The organism is Streptomyces sp. NPDC055749, assembly GCF_053617235.1.
In genome coordinates, this window is record NZ_JBSHFH010000001.1 from 97,420 (window position 1) to 115,909 (window position 18,490).

General features: G+C 64.7%; 16 protein-coding genes and 1 pseudogene. 6 read left to right on the forward strand and 11 right to left on the reverse strand.

The genetic code is table 11. The features are described from left to right. Nucleotides 1-80 precede the first annotated feature (80 nt). The 5 genes from ACWGO0_RS00465 to ACWGO0_RS00485 form a co-directional block, all read right to left on the reverse strand. Nucleotides 81-1,283 carry an NAD(P)/FAD-dependent oxidoreductase gene (locus tag ACWGO0_RS00465; RefSeq protein ID WP_453525707.1) on the reverse strand — a complete coding sequence of 401 codons (1,203 nt, stop codon included), beginning with the start codon at nt 1,281-1,283 and terminating at the stop codon, nt 81-83. 113 nt (nt 1,284-1,396) lie between these two features. Then, on the reverse strand, nt 1,397-2,341 hold the full coding sequence (gene sigJ / locus ACWGO0_RS00470; RefSeq protein ID WP_453525710.1) for an RNA polymerase sigma factor SigJ: 945 nt from the start codon (nt 2,339-2,341) through the stop codon (nt 1,397-1,399). A 269-nt stretch (nt 2,342-2,610) separates the two neighbouring features. Continuing rightward, complete coding sequence (locus tag ACWGO0_RS00475; protein WP_453525713.1) at nt 2,611-3,369, reverse strand: SDR family NAD(P)-dependent oxidoreductase; 759 nt, start codon at nt 3,367-3,369, stop codon at nt 2,611-2,613. A gap of 27 nt (nt 3,370-3,396) precedes the next feature. After that, nucleotides 3,397-4,743, reverse strand: a complete 1,347-nt coding sequence (locus tag ACWGO0_RS00480) for an MFS transporter (RefSeq protein ID WP_453525716.1) — start codon at nt 4,741-4,743, stop codon at nt 3,397-3,399. A 76-nt stretch (nt 4,744-4,819) separates the two neighbouring features. Then, nucleotides 4,820-5,404: a TetR/AcrR family transcriptional regulator gene (locus ACWGO0_RS00485; RefSeq protein ID WP_453525719.1), complete on the reverse strand. Its 585-nt coding sequence runs from the start codon at nt 5,402-5,404 to the stop codon at nt 4,820-4,822. Between the two features lie 142 nt (nt 5,405-5,546). Between ACWGO0_RS00485 and ACWGO0_RS00490 the strand changes: the two genes are divergently transcribed. Beyond that, on the forward strand, nt 5,547-6,188 hold the full coding sequence (locus ACWGO0_RS00490; RefSeq protein WP_453525721.1) for an SMI1/KNR4 family protein: 642 nt from the start codon (nt 5,547-5,549) through the stop codon (nt 6,186-6,188). A gap of 168 nt (nt 6,189-6,356) precedes the next feature. On the opposite strand, the gene ACWGO0_RS00495 is transcribed toward ACWGO0_RS00490, so the two are convergent. The 3 genes from ACWGO0_RS00495 to ACWGO0_RS00505 all read right to left on the reverse strand — a co-directional run bounded on the left by ACWGO0_RS00495 (nt 6,357) and on the right by ACWGO0_RS00505 (nt 8,425). Further along, the gene (locus ACWGO0_RS00495; protein WP_453525724.1) at nt 6,357-6,989 is read right to left on the reverse strand and encodes a hypothetical protein; all 633 of its coding nucleotides are present in this window, start codon (nt 6,987-6,989) and stop codon (nt 6,357-6,359) included. Nucleotides 6,990-7,778: 789 nt separating this feature from the next. Next, nucleotides 7,779-8,180, reverse strand: a complete 402-nt coding sequence (locus ACWGO0_RS00500) for a PIN domain-containing protein (protein ID WP_453525727.1) — start codon at nt 8,178-8,180, stop codon at nt 7,779-7,781. Next, nucleotides 8,177-8,425 carry a hypothetical protein gene (locus tag ACWGO0_RS00505; protein ID WP_453525730.1) on the reverse strand — a complete coding sequence of 83 codons (249 nt, stop codon included), beginning with the start codon at nt 8,423-8,425 and terminating at the stop codon, nt 8,177-8,179. The genes ACWGO0_RS00500 and ACWGO0_RS00505 overlap by 4 nt, the downstream gene beginning before the upstream one ends. Before the next feature lie 304 nt (nt 8,426-8,729). On the opposite strand from ACWGO0_RS00505, the gene ACWGO0_RS00510 reads away from it, so the two are divergent. Then, nucleotides 8,730-9,029, forward strand: a complete 300-nt coding sequence (locus tag ACWGO0_RS00510; RefSeq protein ID WP_453525733.1) for a hypothetical protein — start codon at nt 8,730-8,732, stop codon at nt 9,027-9,029. A 72-nt stretch (nt 9,030-9,101) separates the two neighbouring features. On the opposite strand, the gene ACWGO0_RS00515 is transcribed toward ACWGO0_RS00510, so the two are convergent. Further along, a complete protein-coding gene (locus tag ACWGO0_RS00515; protein ID WP_453525736.1) occupies nt 9,102-9,860 on the reverse strand; it encodes a DUF4365 domain-containing protein in 759 nt (252 codons plus the stop codon). Between the two features lie 413 nt (nt 9,861-10,273). Here ACWGO0_RS00515 and ACWGO0_RS00520 point away from each other — a divergent pair. The 4 genes and pseudogenes from ACWGO0_RS00520 to ACWGO0_RS00535 all read left to right on the forward strand — a co-directional run. Continuing rightward, nucleotides 10,274-10,864, forward strand: a pseudogene (locus tag ACWGO0_RS00520) (tyrosine-type recombinase/integrase); the annotation flags it as partial. 936 nt (nt 10,865-11,800) lie between these two features. Next, entirely contained in the window at nt 11,801-13,363 is a 1,563-nt protein-coding gene (locus tag ACWGO0_RS00525; RefSeq protein WP_453525738.1) for a hypothetical protein, read from the forward strand. After that, nucleotides 13,360-14,616, forward strand: coding sequence for a hypothetical protein (locus ACWGO0_RS00530; RefSeq protein ID WP_453525741.1), 1,257 nt, complete (start codon nt 13,360-13,362; stop codon nt 14,614-14,616). Before ACWGO0_RS00525 ends, ACWGO0_RS00530 begins: the two co-directional genes overlap by 4 nt. A gap of 629 nt (nt 14,617-15,245) precedes the next feature. Continuing rightward, nucleotides 15,246-15,566 carry a trypco2 family protein gene (locus ACWGO0_RS00535; RefSeq protein WP_453525744.1) on the forward strand — a complete coding sequence of 107 codons (321 nt, stop codon included), beginning with the start codon at nt 15,246-15,248 and terminating at the stop codon, nt 15,564-15,566. A 132-nt stretch (nt 15,567-15,698) separates the two neighbouring features. On the opposite strand, the gene ACWGO0_RS00540 is transcribed toward ACWGO0_RS00535, so the two are convergent. Together ACWGO0_RS00540 and ACWGO0_RS00545 are read right to left on the reverse strand one after the other, a co-directional pair. Continuing rightward, a complete protein-coding gene (locus ACWGO0_RS00540) occupies nt 15,699-15,980 on the reverse strand; it encodes a hypothetical protein (RefSeq protein ID WP_453525747.1) in 282 nt (93 codons plus the stop codon). Between the two features lie 201 nt (nt 15,981-16,181). Further along, entirely contained in the window at nt 16,182-18,206 is a 2,025-nt protein-coding gene (locus tag ACWGO0_RS00545; protein ID WP_453525750.1) for an AAA family ATPase, read from the reverse strand. Nucleotides 18,207-18,490 lie beyond the last annotated feature (284 nt).

The following is an 18,490-nucleotide window of genomic DNA, read 5'->3' on the forward strand; positions in this document are numbered from 1 at the left end:
TGGAGCGGGTGACGAGAACCGAACTCGCGCTCCGAGCTCGGGAGTCACCCGGCGCATCCGAGAGTAGATCCCCGGCGAGGTCAGGCCGCTGCCTCGTCCCGTACGCGGCTCCGGGCCTCCTGCCGTACGACACGTCGGCGCCGGGACGGAATGCCCGTTGTCGGGTTGGCGACGCCCCAGGCCGCACCCTTGCAGATCAGTTCCTTGTAGAAGGCGGCCACGCGGCCCGTCAGGGCGCTGTCGACTGCTCGGTCGTCGGCGGTGACGAACTGGATCAGGCCCTCCTTGCGGCCGAGGGAGATGCACTGCTGGAAGTAACGGATGGAGACGCTGGGGACCTTGGTGTCGGTGAGACGGGCGGCGATGGCGTCGGCGGCCTGCCAGGCCATGGGGACGCCCGAAGCGCATGACATACGCAGGGGCTTGTCGCCCGGGCCTGTCGCCATCGCCGCGTCGCCCACGGCGTACACGTCCGGGTGGGAGACCGAGCGCATCGTGGTGTCAACCACGATCCGGCCGTGGTCGGCGAGTTCCAGGGCGGTGGCCCGGGCGATCGGGTGGACGGCGAAGCCGGTGGTCCAGACCGTGACCGCGGCGGGAATGGTCCGGCCGTCGGCGGTCGTCACGCCGTCCGCCTCCACGGCGTCGACCGCGGCGTGTTCGTGGACCGTGATGCCGAGCTTGTCCACCACCTTCCGCAGGTGGGCGCGGCCCTTCTCCGAGAGCCAGTCGCCGAGGACACCGTGGGAGGCCAGGGCGACATCGAGGTCCGGGCGGGCATCGGCGATCTCGGTCGCGGCCTCCAGGCCGGTCAGGCCGCCGCCGACCACGACCACGGGCCGGCCGGCGTTCAGGGTGGCCAAGCGATCGCGGAGACGGAGGGCGCCGGGGCGGCTGGAGATCTCGTGGGCGTGCTCGGCGGCGCCGGGGGCGCCCCCGTCGTTCCAGCTGCTGCCGAGGGCGTAGACCAGGGTGTCGTACTCCAGTTGCTCCGGCTCGGAGCCGTTCGCGGCGGTGACCGTCACCGTCTTGCGGTCCACGTCCAGGGCGGTGACCTTCGCGAGCTTCAGCTCCACACCCGTGCCCGCGAACATCTCGGCGAACGGCCGGGGCCTGAGGTCCTGGCCGGCCGCGAGCTGGTGCAGCCGGACGCGCTCGACGAAGTCGGGCTCGGGGTTGACGAGGGTGATGGTGACGTCCTCGTGGTGCAGCCGCTTGGCGAGGCGGCCGGCGGCGCTGGCGCCGGTGTAGCCGGCTCCGAGGACGACGATGCGGTGCTGCATGTCCGTGCTCCTGTCTGGGCGGGGGCTGCCGTTGTCCGGCGTGGTTTCGCCCCTTGAACCGGACAGCCCCCCGTTCCCTGACAGGATCGGAATGTGACTTGCGTCACATCACCTCAGAGGGTGTGGAGCGGGGCCTCCCCGTGGTCCGCTGCGGCCCACCGCTCGGTCGCGCGCACGAGCTTGTCGGGGTTGACCTGGTTGCGGACCGCGGCGATGCCCTCCGCGGTGACCTCCAGGCAGGCGATCCCGATGACCCGGCCGTCCACGACCGCCACGATCGCGGGCCCGCCGTTCGCGGTCGATGCGTAGATCTCGGGCGCGCCGCCGACAAGTGCCCGCTTGGCCGCGGCGGGCTTGAACAGACCGCGCATGAACGTGGCGACCGCGAGCGCGCCCTCGAACGCCTTCGCGCGGGCCGGTACCTTCCCGCCGCCGTCGCCGACCGAGACGGCGTCCTGGGTGAGCAGGCGTACGAGGGGTTCGGTACGGCCGGTGGTCGCCGCGGCCAGGAACTCCTCGACGATTCTCCGGGCGGCGGCCTCGTCGATCTCGGTGCGCGCCTTGCCGTCCGCGAGGTGCTTCTTGGCCCGGTGGTAGATCTGCTGGCTGGCGGCCTCGGTGATCTCCAGGATCTCGGCGATCTCCCGGTGCGGGTGGTCGAAGGCCTCGCGCAGCACGTACACCGCCCGCTCGTTGGGCGACAGGCGCTCCAGCAGGACGAGGACGGCGTACGACACCGACTCGCGCTGCTCGGCGGTGTCGGCCGGGCCGAGCATCGAGTCCCCGGCGAGCAGCGGCTCGGGCAGCCACCTCCCCACGTACGTCTCGCGCCGGGCACGTGCCGAAGTGAGCATATTGAGGCACCAGTTGGTGAGGACCTTCGTCAGCCAGGCCTCCGGCACCTCGATCCGCCCGACGTCGGCTGCCTGCCAGCGCAGGAACGTCTCCTGTACGGCATCCTCAGCCTCACTCGCCGAGCCGAGCAGCCGGTAGGCAATCGCCTCCAGCCGGGGCCTGGACGTCTCGAACCGGTCCACGTCACTCATGGTCAGGGCCATGCTTGCGATCCTAGGCTCCCCCGGGGGTGGAACGGCAGGGAGGCAGCGCTCTCCGGTGAGCAGTGAGGAGTACGCGACGAGGCTCCCCTCGATCCTGACCTGCGCAGATGCCCTGTGGAGGGGGCACGGACGGGGCGCGAACGCAGCAGTGATGCTCCCTGCCTGCGAACCGTCAGACTGCAGCCCCCGCCCGATGCTCCCTGCCTGCGAACCGTCAGGCCGATGCCCCCGGCCGCTGCCCCCGTCCGATACCCCCTGCCTACGAACCCTCAGGCCGCTGACCCACTGTCGACGACCAGGTCGGTGCCGACCACCGCGCCGGCCATGGGCGAGGCGAGGTAGAGCACCGCAGCAGCCACTTCCTCGGCCTCCGCGACCCGGCCGAGCGGGTTCTCCGACTTCATCCGCTCGGCACGGTCGGCGTCGGTCTCGCCGGGCCGTAGCGACATGGGAGCGGCGGAGGCGCCAGGGCTGACCGCGTTGATGCGAATGCCCTGGTGGATGTGGTCGAGAGCGGCGGCGCGGGTCAGTGCGGAGACGGCTGCCTTCGAGGTGATGTACGCGGCTGCGTTCGGGATGCGCATGTGTGCGCCGAGGTTGGAGGAGATATTGACGATGACCCCGCCGCCGTTCTCCTTCATGTGTGCGATCTCGTGCTTCATGGCCAGCCAGACGCCGGTGACATTGGTCCGCAGCACCGCGTCCCAGTCCTCATCGCTCACCTCTCCGACGGGGACGGTGCCACGGAGTATCCCGGCGTTGTTGACGGCGATGTCCAGCCCGCCGAAGCGGGTGACACTCTCGCGTACGAGGTCCCGGAGCCGGCCGGAGTCCGTGACGTCGACGGTGATGGCGGCAGCCGTGCCGCCGGCCGCCTCGATGAGGCCGACCGTCTCGTCCAGGGAGGCCGCGGTGCGACCCGCGGCGATCACGGATGCGTCCTCGGCGGCGAAGGCGAGCGCGATCGCGCGGCCGAGACCGGAGCCCGCACCTGTGACGAGCACGGTTTTGCCAGTGAAGCGGTTCATTGTTCGGCAACTCCTTTATGTGGTGGATCAGTCGGTGCGATGGTTCAGGAAGGCTGCGACGGCAAGGGCGGACCCCGTCGCGGCCAGGGACAGGGCGTCGCCGCCGAGGGTGAGGAGGAGGACGAACAGGACGGTCGGGCCGAGCTCCATCGCGCTGTTCAGCACACCGCCCGCGAGCCCGGTCTGGTGCGGCGGTACGCCTTCGGTGGCGAGCACGGCGGCTCCGCCGAAGGAGGCCGCGGCGCCGGCCGACAGCAACACGAGGCCCGGCAACAGCCCGTACGCGTACGGAGTTTGTGGATGCAGTCCGGTGGAGGCGAGGAGGATGAGCCCTGCCGCGCCGGTGCCGAGTCCGGCGGTCGTGACGGCGCCGGCCCCGTACCGGATGACGAGGGGCCCTGCCGCCCGGCCCGAGGCGATCAGCGCGATGGCGAACGGCACGAACGCGGCCGAGGTCTGCAGCGGTGACCAGTCGCGTGTCTGCTGGAGGTGGAGTGAGAGGACCACGGAGGTCATCGCCGTGGCGCAGGCGCTCAGCGCGATGGCCGTGAGGGCGAGGGCGCGCCGTCGGTCGAGCAGGAAGCGAGCCGGCAGCAGCGGGTCGCGGGCGTGACGCTCGGCGTACAGGAACGCGGCGAGCAGTACGGCTCCGCCGAGCAGTGGCACGAGCACACCGGCCGACGACCAGGGCCGGACGTCGGTGACGACGAGCCCGTAACTGGCGAGGGTGATCCCGGTGGTGGCGAGCAGCGCACCCGGCAGGTCGAGAGTCCTGCCCCGGTTCGGAGCGGTGCGCGGCAGCAGCCGGGGCGCGAGGGCCAGGGCGGTGACCGCGACCACGAGTGGTACGGCGAAGGTCCAACGCCACGAAAGCCACGACAGGATGACGCCGGAGAGCAGATTGCCGGCGGTCGCGCCGAGTACGGAGAGTCCGCCCCAGGTGGCCATCGCCCTGCCGTACGCGGCGGGGGAGCGGAAGAGGATGCGCAGCACCGCCATGGCAGCGGGCGCGACAAGGGCCGCGCCCGCGCCCTGTACGAGGCGTGCCGCGAGCAGGGCCCCGATGCCGGGAGCGAACGGGGCGGCGGCCGAGGCGGCGGCGAAGAGGAGAAGGCCGACGGCGAGGGTGCGCCGCCCGCCGTAGCGGTCGGCGAGACGGCCACCGAAGAGCAGCAGACCGGCGAAGGTCAGTCCGTACGAGGCGCTGAGCAGGATCAAGTCGGCCCGCTGCAAGTCGAATTCCCGGCCGATGAGAGGCAGCGGTACAGCGATCGCGGCGAGCGTGAAGATCAGCGTGGTCTGGACGCTTCCGAGAAGGACGAAGGCGTATCGGTGCTGCACGTCGACGACGTGGGTGGCTCCCCCCGTGGTCATACCCCTCCTTATACTTGATCGATCGGTCCATTATTCGGGCATGCAAGGATGCCTCGGCAGTCTCGGCGCGTGCGACTCAGTCCAGCAGGGTCAGTGCCTGCTCGGCCGCGTCCCGCACCCGGGCGGGATCGCTGGACGCCTTGCCGACGATCCGTATGCCCTGCAGCAGGACGAGCAGCATGCGGGCCAGCGCGCGCGGATCGCGGTGCTCTGGCAGCTCGCCCTGGGCCCGGGCCCGTACGAGCGCGGACTGCAGCAGCGTCTCGAAGTGCTCCCAGCTGACCTCGACCCGGCGGGCCGCGGCAGGGTCGTGCGGGGCCAGTTCGGCCGCCGTGTTGGTGATGAGACAGCCATTCAGCCTGCCCTCGGGGGAGGCTGCTTCCGCCGCGAAGTGGCGTACCACCGCCCGCACGGCGGGCAGCGCGGGCCCCGGTTGGGACAGCTCGGTGAGGAGGAACGGATCACGCCCCTCGGAATACCGGTCCATGGCCTTCAGGTACAGCTCGTGCTTGTTGCCGAAGGTGGCGTAGATGCTGGCGCGACCGATGCCGAGGTGCTCGACGAGGTCGGCGATCGACGTCGCTTCGTAACCGCGCCGCCAGAACAGCTCAAGGGCCGACTGCAGAGCGGCGTCCGGATCGAATTCCTTGGTCCTGGCCACATCGGAGACCATAAGCCAATGCAGAACGATCGGTCAATAAACCTCCATCAACGCGACTCGGCCCAGTCGGATACATCCGGATCACGGCGACCATCTGGCTGTGCCAGGAGGCTGTCAGTACCGGGTGGCAGGATGCCGTGCCATGACAGCACCGATCAGTGAGTCGTGGACACGCATCGAGAACTGGCTGACCGAGCACGCGCCGACGACCTACGCCGCGCTGGCACCGCCCGCAGACCCGGCGGACATCGCCGCGATCGAACGCCTCATAGGCCGACCGCTGTTGAGGCCCTTGGTGACGTCACTGCTGCGGCACGACGGTCTCCTCGACTTGTGGTGCCCGCTACTGCCAGGGTCATACCGGCCGATGAGCACACACGAGATAGCGGCTGCTTGGCAACTTTTCACCGGCTTCTACGACAAGCGCACGGCGGATGAAGAAGGGGAGGAGGTGGACTACCACTTCATGAAGATCGGGTCGAGTAGCGTCCTGTACGGACATCCGCAGTTGATCCCCATCGCGAGGGAGTGCGGCGGGGGTTACCTGGTACTGGACCACCGTCCCGAGATCGACCGGGGGCGCGTCCACGAAGCCGAGTCCACGGAAGGTGTCATGCGCCGATCACACGAGAAGTGGACGTCCTTGCCGACGCTCATGGAGGCGATCGCCACGTCTCTCGAGACCAACGAGCCCCTCAACGACTACAGGCCCGTAGTGGATGAGAAGCAGAGGCTGCAATGGGACTTCACACCGCTGCGTGACCGGACCTTGCATCGGCCATGACGCAGCAGCGGTCCTCCACTCGGTCGGGGTTCTCGGTCGCGACGTCGAGGCCCTGGCTGCGCCTGTCGACCAGGCCGTGAGCCTGGACCGCGTAGCCGCCGGTAAGAGCCAGAGGGTATGCACCGCCAACGGCGAGCACGTCTGCAAGCAAGCGACGATGGCCGGTCGTTACCATCCGGTCAGGTCGACTGCGTGGACACAGTGGGGGTCGGATGTGTCTGTCACCCAGCGTTCCTCTTCGCCGATGAGCGAGGGCAGCGCGGCCAGCAGGGCGGTCAACGCGCCGGTGAGATGTACGTCGGCCGCGATCAGGCCGTCGGCGTTCTCGACTGCGAGGTAGAGGCGCATGCTGTCCTGTCCGGTGAAGAGGAACCCGCAGAGTGCTGGGCTGGGCGGGGTCTCGACGAACGGCCAGGCCAACGTGCGCAGCACGCGCAGCGCTTGATCCGTACTGGTCGAGTCGGCGGGTTCGAGGACGGCGGTGTCCACCGGGACCAGGGGCATGCCCATGACGGTCGCGTCCGTGTGGGGGAGAGGGCCGGATGCGACCGTGCGTGTCCAGCCAAGAACCAGCGGGGCGGTCACCGGCTCATTGTCCTCGTCCGACAACGGGACTTCATAGGCGACCAGTTCGTGTGGCGCCACCGTGGAGGCGGCTCCGGTCACGACCCGGACCGCATCCCGCGCCGGCAGCACACCGCGCAGGAAGGTCCCCCCGGCAAGGGGCACCGCTGTGTAGTCGAGGAGGAAGCGCGTGATGTACGCCTGCTGCTCGACCGTTTCCCCGCCGGCGTCGTTCACTCGTTGATCCAGTCCGGGCGCCGGTTCATGCCCTTGCAATCAATTGAAACGACGGCCACCCAGCGCCGGAAGACGTGGACGATTATATTCCGTGACCGTCAGCTGCAGTTCAGGGTCTTCAGGGTCTCCGCCATGCACGTGCGCATGAATGCCTCGACGGCGTGCCGTAGGTCCAGCTTCGCCTGGTCGGCGCGTTCCACCCCGCACCGTGAGGCATGTCGTTCTGCGGCACCGGCAGAGAGCGCATGTCCACGCTGCTGGTGACCCCTCGTGCACTGTGTCGGCGTGGTTGCCAGGACGTTCGCCATCGGCTCGCGCAGCGACTCGGGAAGGCCGTCGCCGGCCCTCGCGACGTACCTGGAACGGCGTGTTCTTTGAGATGCGCCCAGGTGAGACCTGGGGATTCGGATGGGGTACGGAGTTCGTGCGGGTGCGCAACAGATCCGGACTTCTCAAGCACTTGGAGTCTTTGCCGTGGCCCCGCCCGGAGATGGTGCAGCTCCTGATACATGACGAGGAGGATGACTGTTTCGGGCTGTGAATGATCCACGACGGCAAGCTGGTGGAGATACCCCTTCCGCGCACGCGGTGGGCCTACTGGTCCGGACCGCACGACGAAGAGTTCCCACCCGGCCCCGGGATCCTGAGCCGGACGGATGGTGCCCCCGTTGACTGGCCGAAGGTGATCGAGGGAGGCGACCAGTCTCGCCCTCCTGCCTGGTGAGGGTAATCAGGTTCGAATCGCGCGATCACACGCTGCCGAGGTGCATGCTCCGGTGGGCTGGCGGGTCAGAGAGGGATGATGCGGACCTGGTTGCCGCAGAGCTTGGCCATGTCGTCGCTGTCGGACGTCAGTAGGGCGACGGGTTTCGGCTGGCGGAGCGCGACCTCGGCGACCGTGGCGTCGATGGCGTACTTGTGTCCGTGCAGCCCGGCGCCTTTGAGGAGCTCTGCTGCCGCTTTGGCTGCTTGCTCGGTGACCGGCTCTACCTTGATACGGGACAGGGCCCAGTTGAGGCGGGGAATGTTGGTACGGGAGTGGCTGACTTCCACGATGGTGTTAGCCCCGATCACGAGGTCAGCTCCCATGTCGTGGAAGACCTGAAGCATCGCGAGGAACTTGCGGTCCTGCGTGATCCAGGCGGAGAGTCCTTCCGAGTCCAGGACAACGGTTTCGATGCGTTCGCTCACGCGGCGTCCGTGCCCTTGGAGGAACTGACGGCGCCAAAGATCTTCGCGTGGGCCTCGGCGAGCTCCTCGTCGCTGAAGCCTCCATGCTCTTCCTCGTGCCGACGAAGGTCGTCGCCCAGAAGCTGGTGCCGGATCTGGCGGGCCACGGCTTCCGCTACATAGCCGGAAACGTTGTCCGTGAGCTTGCGGAGCTCCGCCACCTGATCGCTGGGGAGCGTGACGGTGATGCGAGTCGTTGAGGACATGCGGCAAGCATACTGGAGTATGCGCGTAAGGGCTTGTGTATTGCTGCCCATCGCCACTCTCCGTGACGCTGGCCACACACTATGGATGGACCGCCACACGTCGCGACGTGCCTCCCCTCCTCGGCCTCGACGAGCGGCGCGACTTGTAGGAACCGTGGCTGCCTCTCCGTCGACAGGCAAGGCGTGCGCATCGTGTGCCAGGGGTGATGGCTCATGGTTGGGGTCGTGGGCGTGGATCTCGCTAGGGTTCGTGATTACCAATACGGTCTGTTCTCGACTTGGTTGGAGAGCGATGCCTCGATACGTGCGAGTCAGGATCGTTACCCCGGAGGAGGCGGCGGCCGAGAGGAAGGCTGGCATCGTCCTGGCTGTCGTAGTGCTTACGGTCGCTGTTCAGATGGCGGGCGTCTTCTACCTCTCCACGGCGCTGCAGGGCGGCCATCTCGGGCATGCCTCCCTAGGGTCACTCTGCGTGCTCCTAGCTGCCTGGATCGCGCAGCTCGTGGATGCCAGGGGTCGGCGACGTCCTTTCAGGTGGCGGAAGTTCATCCTTGGCATCTGCATCTCGATCACCCTCGTGCTTGCCCTGCCCACTCTCGTGTAGATGGGCCTCTCCCGTGGTACTTCCGATGGGCGGGCCGTCGTCGAGAAGGGCCCGGACGGGCTGTCCCGTAGCTCACGGCTGGCTGGAAGACTGGAGGGGCCCAGTTGAGTCGTGATGGTCGATTGGTCGTCGCCACCACTCCGTAGATTTGAAACAGCCCATCAGCCAGTGCGCTTCCGCGATGTCGAGGATGACGTTGCCGACCCAGGGGATTGGCTCGAAACGGAGCATCCCCTCCTGGATACGCACCGGCTCCCAATCCAGGTCGTGGTGGAGAAGGACCGCATACGGCTCACCGCGACGCTGCCAGAAGACCATGGGTTCATGGGCCTCGTTCTCGAAGGGTTTGACGATGTCGTCCGGAGCGAACTCGACGTTCGCCATATCCGCCCACCTACCGACTCCCTCGCGTTCCCGTGCCAGATAGCGCCGCATGACCTGTACGAACGCGTTAAGGCTCGCGTCGTCCAGTACGGACTCCCGGGAGACGACGATCGACTTCACTTTCTTGCGCAGCGCCCTGCCCCGGCGGAGCTGACGCGTCGCATTGGCCCAGAAAAGCCCGCCGCGCTCGGGATCGTGGACCACGCAGAGAACGGGAAGGCTGCCGTCGCGCCAGTTGTCCCCATGATTGCCGACCGGTACGCGGTGCCCGCGTCTGGTTCGGGTCGAGACTCCGCCCTTCACCTGCACGGTCAGAGAATCCTCCGTCCGATGTCCGTTATCGACGAAGGTGATGTGCAGATCCTCGCCGTGGTCGTTGCCGCCGTCTATCTCCTGCACGATGTGGCCGTGCCGTTCCAGCAGCGAACGCACCTCATTCACTGCCATGCGTCCGATACGCCTACTTTCGGGCACCTTTGGCATGTAGCCCCCTCTTCACGAATGCGCGGGGATCAGGTTAGGACCAGCCACTGAAACGCATGTGGCCTTCGGTGACCAGGCGGGATGTGCAGCCCCCTGGCCCGCCCTGCCAACGGCTGTCAGCTTGGGAAACCGTGCGATCGAGGACGACCTGATCCGACGCAACCCGCGCTGGGCCGGGGGCTGGACGAGCTGACCAACCGCGTCCGCATGGCGGCGCCCGAGCTGGCCGCGGGGCGCCGTGCTCCGGGCGACACCAAGTCAGAGTGGGCGAACGGGTCGTGGTCCTGTCGGTCTTTATCCGGACCGACCTTCGGCATCATCTGGACGGGTGCGGGTGCGGGTGCGGGTGCGGGTGCGGGTGCGGGTACGGGGAAAAGGGGCCGGAACTGAACACCGGCCACCGGGTGATCGGGGACCCCAAGTCCCGTGCGGGCAAACGGGAGATCATGCTGCCCGGCTTCATCCTCCGTGACGTCCGCCGGCACCTGGAGTGTTTTGCCCAGGACGGACCGGACGGCCTCGTCTTTGTGGGCGAGAAGGGCGCCGCCCTGTGCGGCACCACCTTCGACCGGAAGTGGCGTAAGGCTCGCGACGCGGTCGGCATGCCGAAGGAGTTCCGCTTCCACGACCTCCGGCACACCGGCAACACCCTCGCCGCCGACACCGGCGCCAAGTTGAAGGACCTCATGGTCCGCGCCGGCCAGCCCTCGGAACAGGCCCAGCTGATCTACCAGCAAGCCACCAAGAAGCACCAGCGTCGGCTCGCCGACGACATCGACGCCGGCGCAGGTTCCCGGACCGTGGATCGGGCAGCATCTCGGCCGGGTCCGTCCACCGGCTCGTTCCTCCGCTCTCGGCTCCCAGCCAGGGCGCTCGGAGGTGATGGTTCACAGGCTTGTCGCCGGACAGCGCCCTACCTCCCGCTTGCAGGAGGAGGCTGTCGGCGCGTGGCCCGGACGGTGGTGTGACAGTGCCCAGCCTTCCCGACCGACGGCGAAGCGCTGTTCCATCGCTGAGCGGGCGCTGCCCGGCGTGTCCCCCTCGACGTCGGCCGACAGCGGTTTGCCGACCTGTAGAAGGGGGCCACGGGCGATCACTCGGAGGTCTGGACATGAGCAGTGGTGCTTGGACAGGCGCTGCGGTGGCCGCTGTCACCGCCGCGTACGCGCTGGGTTCGCGGCGGCTTTCCACGACCCCGGTCTCGTCGGCGATGGTGTTCGTCGGTGCCGGCGTCCTTATCGGGCCGGCGGTGCTGGACATCGTCGACCTGACGCACGACGCCGCGCCGATCGTCGCGCTCCTCGAAGTCACCCTGGCGCTGCTGCTCTTCACGGATGCCATGACGGTGCGCAGACGAGACCTTCGGACCGGTGGGTTCCTGCCCGGGCGTCTGCTGGGGATCGGGCTTCCGCTGAGTATCGGGGCCGGCTGGCTGCTCGCGTGGCCTCTGTTACCGGGGCTGACGCTGTGGGAGCTCGACACTCGCGCGGACGCAAGCCCTTCGCGGTCCGGTGCGGCGTCCCGGGTTGCAGGCCACTCAGTGCCTCGTGGAGCTTCGCGTAGCACTCCAAGCAGTCGACGGGTCGTCGTTCCGCGACGTCTCCGGAGACTGAGAGATAGTGCTCGATGAACTTCCCCGTAGTTCTTTGAGGAACCTCCCGAACGATTCTGAGGCAGTACCGCCTGTGATTAGTTTCGATCGTTCACGAGGGCTCGTCAGCTTGTTGACGGGCCTTCATGAATGATCGAGGCAAGTGTGCGGCGATCCGGCCTCCGAACTATTCTCCCCCGACCTCGGGGCGGAGGGCGTCCACCTCGCCAACTCTGTTGCTCTCGAGGAAACCGCGGCAGACTCCCGCCGCGCTCACTAGCATGTGGGTAAGACTCCCCGCTGAGAGGCGTACGTGGCCAATACCCGTAACCAGCAAGTCCTGGCAGCGCATAGGGCGAAGTTCGAGCAGCGAGTCCCCGGCGGACGGGAGTTCAACAAGCTCCTACGGGATATGGGCGCAGAGGCATATCGATTCAAAGAGGATCAATCGGACAGGGCGCGCTGGTGGATCTACATCACCCTGCCCACCAATGTCGGAGAGACCTTCGACCTACGCCTTGATGTCCTTTGTCTTTCTGCCTCGTATGAGAGGGTGGAACCGCGAATTCTTACCCTGGTCGCAGAACGACTGCACGACCGCGACGCCCGGGTCGACCCGGATTTCGCCATCCTGCTGACTTCAGATCCGGGCGCGGCCGACCTTGTTAAACGGCGCCGTGGCCAGCTCGCTATCTTGACAATTAACTCGGACGAGCTGATCAACGCGTCGGGTATAGGGCTCCGCGATCGCATTGCGGAGATCATGGTCACTCACGACCACTACGATCTAACACGTCCCATCACCGAACCCGCGGCGTTCTACGGCCGGCAGGCCGAGGTGGCAGAGCTCGATTTCGCCTTGGATCGGGGGCAATCTGTCGGGATCTTTGGACTTCGCAAGGCGGGCAAGACCTCGCTGCTCAACTTTGTGGCTCGACAGCGTGAACGTATTGGCAAGCCAGTGATCTGGTTGGACATCAGCGTGTTGCAGACAGCCGAGGCGTTCCAGCTTGCCTTGCTGGAGAAGTGCCACGAGATCGTCCGGCAGCTTGGGCAAAAGCTACCTCGTTTGATGACGCTCACCCGGGATGGCAACCCCAATCCGGCAGTTCAGACAAGCGGCTACTGGATTCGCGATCTAAATGTCCTCTTGGATGCGCTGCCAGACCGCTTGGAACTGTTCATTGACGAGATTGACCAGGCGTGGCCTAGCCGCTCCAATCTCGGCGTGGAACAGGCAGCCGCGGTGATGAGGTGTCTCATCCAGTTGCGTGGTGTGGTCCAGAGCCGCGAGGCCGAAGGTAAGCACGGTATCGGTATTGTCTGCGCTGGGGTGGATCCCGCCATCTTTGAGAGGCCGCTCCTCGAAGGGCGTGACAACCTGCTGTACAAGTTCGCGAGGCTGGCCTTCCTTTCCCCGATGAAGCGCAGCGAGATGGGGGAGATGGTCCGTAGTCTCGGCAAGCGTATGGCGCTGCGCTACTCGGACCATCGCACGATCGACTTCCTCTTCGAAGAGTTCGGCGGCCACCCACTCCTCACGCGGAAGGCGTGTTCTGTCGCGGCCCGCAAGCGCCCCCGGAGGGAGATCCCCTGGCATGTCCCACTCTTCGCGCTGGAAGAGGCGTCAGAGATGCGGGGTCCCAACACGCCCCAGTCGGAGGTGGCGGACGTATTGGCTTCCTTCACCGAATGGTTCGGAGACGAAGCCGCCATGCTTCCCCTGTTGTGGTCCGACGATCCGCAGGAGAGCTCAGAGGCTAAGGAATGGGCTCGGAACGAGCCCGACATGGCGGCGCACCTGATGTCGTACGGCATTACTGACGAGAACTGGGCACCGCGGATCCACGCCATGCGGGCACTGGTGGTGAAATGAAGCTCTTGCCGTCGCAGCGGCAATGGGTTCAGGCTGTATGCGAGTACTTGATCGATGGGGAGATCGTCATCGTCCGAGGGGTGCCCGGCTCGGGCAAGACCACTCTCCTCAACGCGGTGGACCGGGAGTTGGCGGGTACCAGCGTGCCCACCCGGGGGCGCAGTTACACCGAGCAGGACCAGGAAAAGCGCGGCGAGGACTTCCAGAAGCGGGTCCGCGAGGCGCTCGACAGGCACGGTACGGCACATCTCCTCTTCGATGACTACCCACACGCCCTTCGCCGGTCGCGCGGACTGCGGCTGCAGAGGCAGTTGCTGCATTTGCTGGTCGACGGCGAGGGCGCTGTGGACATCGGCGCCTTGCTGACGGGACGCTGGGCGCGAAGCATGCACCTGGTCAGCAGCGGTTCTCCACTGGTGGCGCGTGCTCGGGTGATCCCTCTGCCTGGCACAGTAGAGGCCGACTTCAGGGCCGTCGGTTGCACCCAGTCGGTGGATGCCGTCGCAGCCGTAGGAGGCAATACCGCGCTGCTGGGGATGGTGACCTCAGTCCTGGGCAGGCCGGCCCTCCACCAGGTCCGTGCGGCAGCTGAGCTGCGTGCCCCTCACTGGGTCCAAGACGTGCCGTGGGATGCCGTCCAATGGATCAAGGAGGTGGTGCGCGACGGACCTGCCACGTTACCTCCAGACGACTTCGCGGCCGAAGCCCTGGCTCCCTTGGTCTTCTCGGCGAGCGACGGGCGGTATGACGTGGTGAGCGCATTGCGGTCTAGCGCGGCCCTCGCCGAGCTGGACGGCCGGGCACCCACATGGCCCGATCACTGGGTGGAGTCGGTCGCCACCTTCTGCGGGCTTCTCTCCGGTGCACCCGCGGTCGTGTGGGTGGACCGTTATTTGGCCGTCGACCCACCAACGCTGTTGCGGTTCGTCCAGGCCGTTCGTGCGACCTGCAGCACCCGGATCCGGATGCTGATTGCCAAGGACCAGGCCCAGAGAGTTGACGCCTCCGCAATGGCTGCCTTCACTGCGCTGGACTGCGCTATCAAGACAATGCATCCAGGAGATCGCAAACAACTCCACGACCGGCACCTCATCTTCCTGGGGGGTCGTCAAGGCGGTGTGGTGATGCCAACGGGTGGGGTCGTGCTGTGCAAGGATCCCCCCGGATCGGCCATGGCTGTTCAGGCCCCGCTGCTTGACCAGAACCTGATACGCGACGCCTGGGACAGAGGCCGTGTGCTTGGCACGCTCTGAAGCCCGATCCCCCGGGGGGTGGTGAGTTTGAGCGCGGTGGAGACGAGGTTCCCCGGGTGGTCCCTGGGAGCAGCGCTCTAGGAGGATCGAGCACCCGCCATCGAGCGGGTGGGCGACGTTGAGCCCGCGAGCAGTTCGGTCCAGGGGGCCCGACTCTCGGCCATTGACCTGTGCCTTTCTTCGAAGGGCGGGTGTCGAGAATCGCACTCGTGCTCTGAGTTTGTAAATCACCGTGCTTCTGGGCGTAGTTGGCGACCTGACTAGCGGCAAAGGGTGCCAGGTTGAAGCCTTGGGCTCATTCTGGCACCCGCTGTTGACCTTGATTGTTGGACTCGTCGGGCACGCCTTCTGAAGGCGTGCCCACTTCGGCATCTGCTGGCTGTGACCTCTGGTGGTAGCCGCAGCTCCCCGTGATTCCCCGCTCGATCTGGCGCGGTCGTGGCACGGAGAACCTCTGATCCACAACGCCAGCGGGATGGGTCACCGGGGCATTCCGGCAGTTACGGGGCCTGCGAGGGAGGCCACCGGACGGAGCGCTTGCTGGAGTTGCGCTGCGGTACTGCGCTGCTCTATCCAGATGGAGTATTCCGGCGGAGTGCTCGGAGACGTTCCGTCGTAGCGTGCTAGGCATGGGGAACGAAGTGGCAAACGGATTCCGCCTTGACGAGGTTCTTCGAGAGGTAAGCCGAGATCTCCTAGCAGCGCAGCAGCGCACCGGCGAGGGAGGTGGCGGCTTCGGTCTGGCCATCAGTTCGGTGGAGATTGAGTTGACCATTGCTGTGATACGGGAGTCGAAGGCAGTTGGCCGGGCAGGGTTCAAGGTGCAGGTGCTGCCGTGGTTGAGCGGTGCCGAGGCGGCTGCCGAGGCATCGCACACTCGTGGAGATAGCCGTACACACCGCATTCAGCTCACCCTTTGGTCCCAAAACCAGGAGCCCGTGGGCGCTTGAACACCGCCAGCCCCATGCTCTGATGGCGACGATCTTGAAAACCATTGTGGCAGCGATGTCACCGTGGGTTCAAATCCCACACCCACCGCGGTTGAACGGCCCCTGACCAGGTGAATCGATCGGGGGCCGTTCTCACGCGTGCTGTCCGTTCGCTGAGTACCAGTAGGCGCTGAAACACCCAGCGAGATACGTCGTGGTCCGCGCTGACCGTTGGTCGTGAAAGTGGTCAATGCTCATGGTGGGCTGGTCCCAGGTGAGGTCAAACCGGTACTGCCCGCGCTTCTCGCGATCAGTGTGCTCGTAGAGCAGCCCAATCGTGGCGGTGCCGCCGATCGACTCCCTGGCCGAGCCCGAGGGCGCGCTCTCATCGCCAGGCTTGAACGAGGTGTATTCAAGGCGAGTGCTCTCGGGCACGCCTGCCCCGACCAGGAGCTAGAGATCTTTAATGGAGCGGACCACGGCAGCCGTCATGGCCCAACGTAACCCGCACCATTAAAGATCTCTAGCAAGTCCTATGCCGACTATGACGCTTCCTGGCAGAGCTGTTATGTGAACCTAGCGGTGTTCTATCGCTTGAGTGTTTCTCTGCAGGGGATTGAACGCCTGGTAAGCCGCCTACACCACGCGGGGTTTGATCAACTTCTCTCCCCGGGGAATAGACATCATCTGATGAGGAAGACCCCTGAGCATCGAGTTCAGATCGTCCTCCTCCTCGCTCGTGGCGAAAATGACCTGGCTCCCAGCGACACCGTTCCGAGCGGCTCGATTCAAAAGTTGTTGGAAGCTAAAGCGGGCCGCTTCTTGTTGCCTCGGCTCGTCAAAAATGAGCAGCTGAGGGTGATTTGCGTGAAACTCTCGGGATACCTCCATAAGGGAAAACAGGTATGCCCAAATTACTCTGATCATATCGCTTGCGGAAAGGTCGAAACCCAGATCGAACCCCTCGTGATTGGGTCGGTATGTTTTCTTGGATACATCGATGGCTCGTGGTTCGAGGGAGCGGAACCCATATGACTCAAGTTGTGTAGTCAGGGAATCTCTGAGTGAACGAATCTTAGATTCGTCAGGTGCAGTTTGCTCCCGGCGCCTCAGGGCGGCCAGTCTTCCCTTATTTTGCTGCCAAGTCACCGCCAATGAATCAAGCTCATCTATTGATGACTCGATGGAATCACGAATGCCACGTAGTGCGTTCAGCTTTTCTTCGGCCCTAAGTCGTTGAGCCAGCCTAGCTGCATCAGGTAGCGAGCTTGGGCTAATCAAAGCGTCCTTTTGGGATCGAATTGTTGCACGCAAATCCTCCATCTCCTGGCGCATCCTGAACACCCTTACGTGGCTGATTTCTCCAACGCGATTTGCGTCCGATCGCATGGAGCGAAATGTAGCAAGCTCCCTCTCGAGGTGCGAGATGTTGTCCTCGATAGTAAGCGGATAGTCGGTAATTTCGAAACCGTCAGGGAGGTTCTGCCCACACGTCGGGCAGACTTCTTCTTCAAGTCCGTAACTGTTGGAAGCCCCGAGTCGCTGAAGCAGGGCTGCGTCTTTATGCTTGCGCAAGTCCTCTTCCAAGGCTTCGATGCGGAGCTCCAGTGACTGTTCTTGTTTCTTAGCTTGTTCCCAATCCTCAATTGCAGAAGACAGCACCAGGCTGAGTTCTGTTGTTCTGTCTTGATTCAGTGACAAGGACTCTTCGATTTCTGGAGCTGCTTCGCCGATAGATGTGAGAACTTGAGTCCCTTGCTCCTCCAGCTCATCGGCTAGGCGGGAAATTTCATTGTCAAGAGAGATTAATCCGGAACCTGTATCCAATTCCAGAGAGACTAGTTCGGCTCGCTGCCAAGATGCGCTCGGTTTTCTGGGAATTCCTTTTACAAGGATGCCGGCGCGAGTGGCTACATCTGAGATGGTCCGGTCTACATTCTTCCAGTCCGTCTCGATGAGAGAGATAGAAGACTCGATCCGCTGGGACTCCAAGACCATGTCCATTGCGTCTAGCGCCAAGATGAACTCGGCGGATCGCTTGGATACATCTTGAATTCCCAGATAAGTAGGGATGCGTGCTTGCACTCCTGACCAACCGTGCTTCTGCTCTACAAAGAAATACGGGAACAGACACTCTAGGTAAAGAGTTCCTTCACTTCCGTCCATCCGAGTTACCTTAGGAAGTTCCCAGCCTAGGAACTTGGCTAGTTCGTAGTGAAAACCTGCTTCCCTCTGAGCTGAACCTCCCCTTCGGACGAAATATTCTCGCTGGGTATAGGTGACTCCAGGTTGGGAAAGTGTGGGCCCGTTGCGCGTCCTTATTAGTGTTTTATCGAAACGGTCATCTTTTACGGGGCGACCGATGGTAAGAATCTCCCCTTGTCCGTTCTCAATTTCGATCGAGACGCTCGACTTTTCGACGCGGAACTCTTGCCCATCAACTTCGACCCTATCGGTCATGGCGTGGGGAAGGGGAATATCTCGACTGGGACTCATCATCCCTTCCAGGCCCAGCGCGTAAATGATGGATTGGAGGCAAGTCGACTTACCACTTGAGTTGTCCGCTCGAAGAATGTTTAGTCCGGGGCCAAACTCTAGATCAGTTCCGCATGTGGGGCCAGACGTGCGTACGTTAAGAGAAAGTCTCCTGATTTTAAGCATCTAAGACCTCCACTCCAGTAGTTCCATCACGGATTTTTGCGTAATGCGTGCCGGTAGAGTTGCAAGGAAATTCTTTTCTGGCGCAAGGACCTCAAAATTGGCCCACAAGAGGTTGGCGAAGCGTTCCCCCTTTTCCGTTAAAGTGATGGAAGAGCTTTCGTTTCTCATTGCCAATCCTGTGGCGACTGCCAGGTTGATTGTGCGAGTAGTGGATGGGTCATATCTAATGATGAGGCCATTCGGTTTCCGATGCACCGAGAACCACTCTTTGATTACTTCGCGTC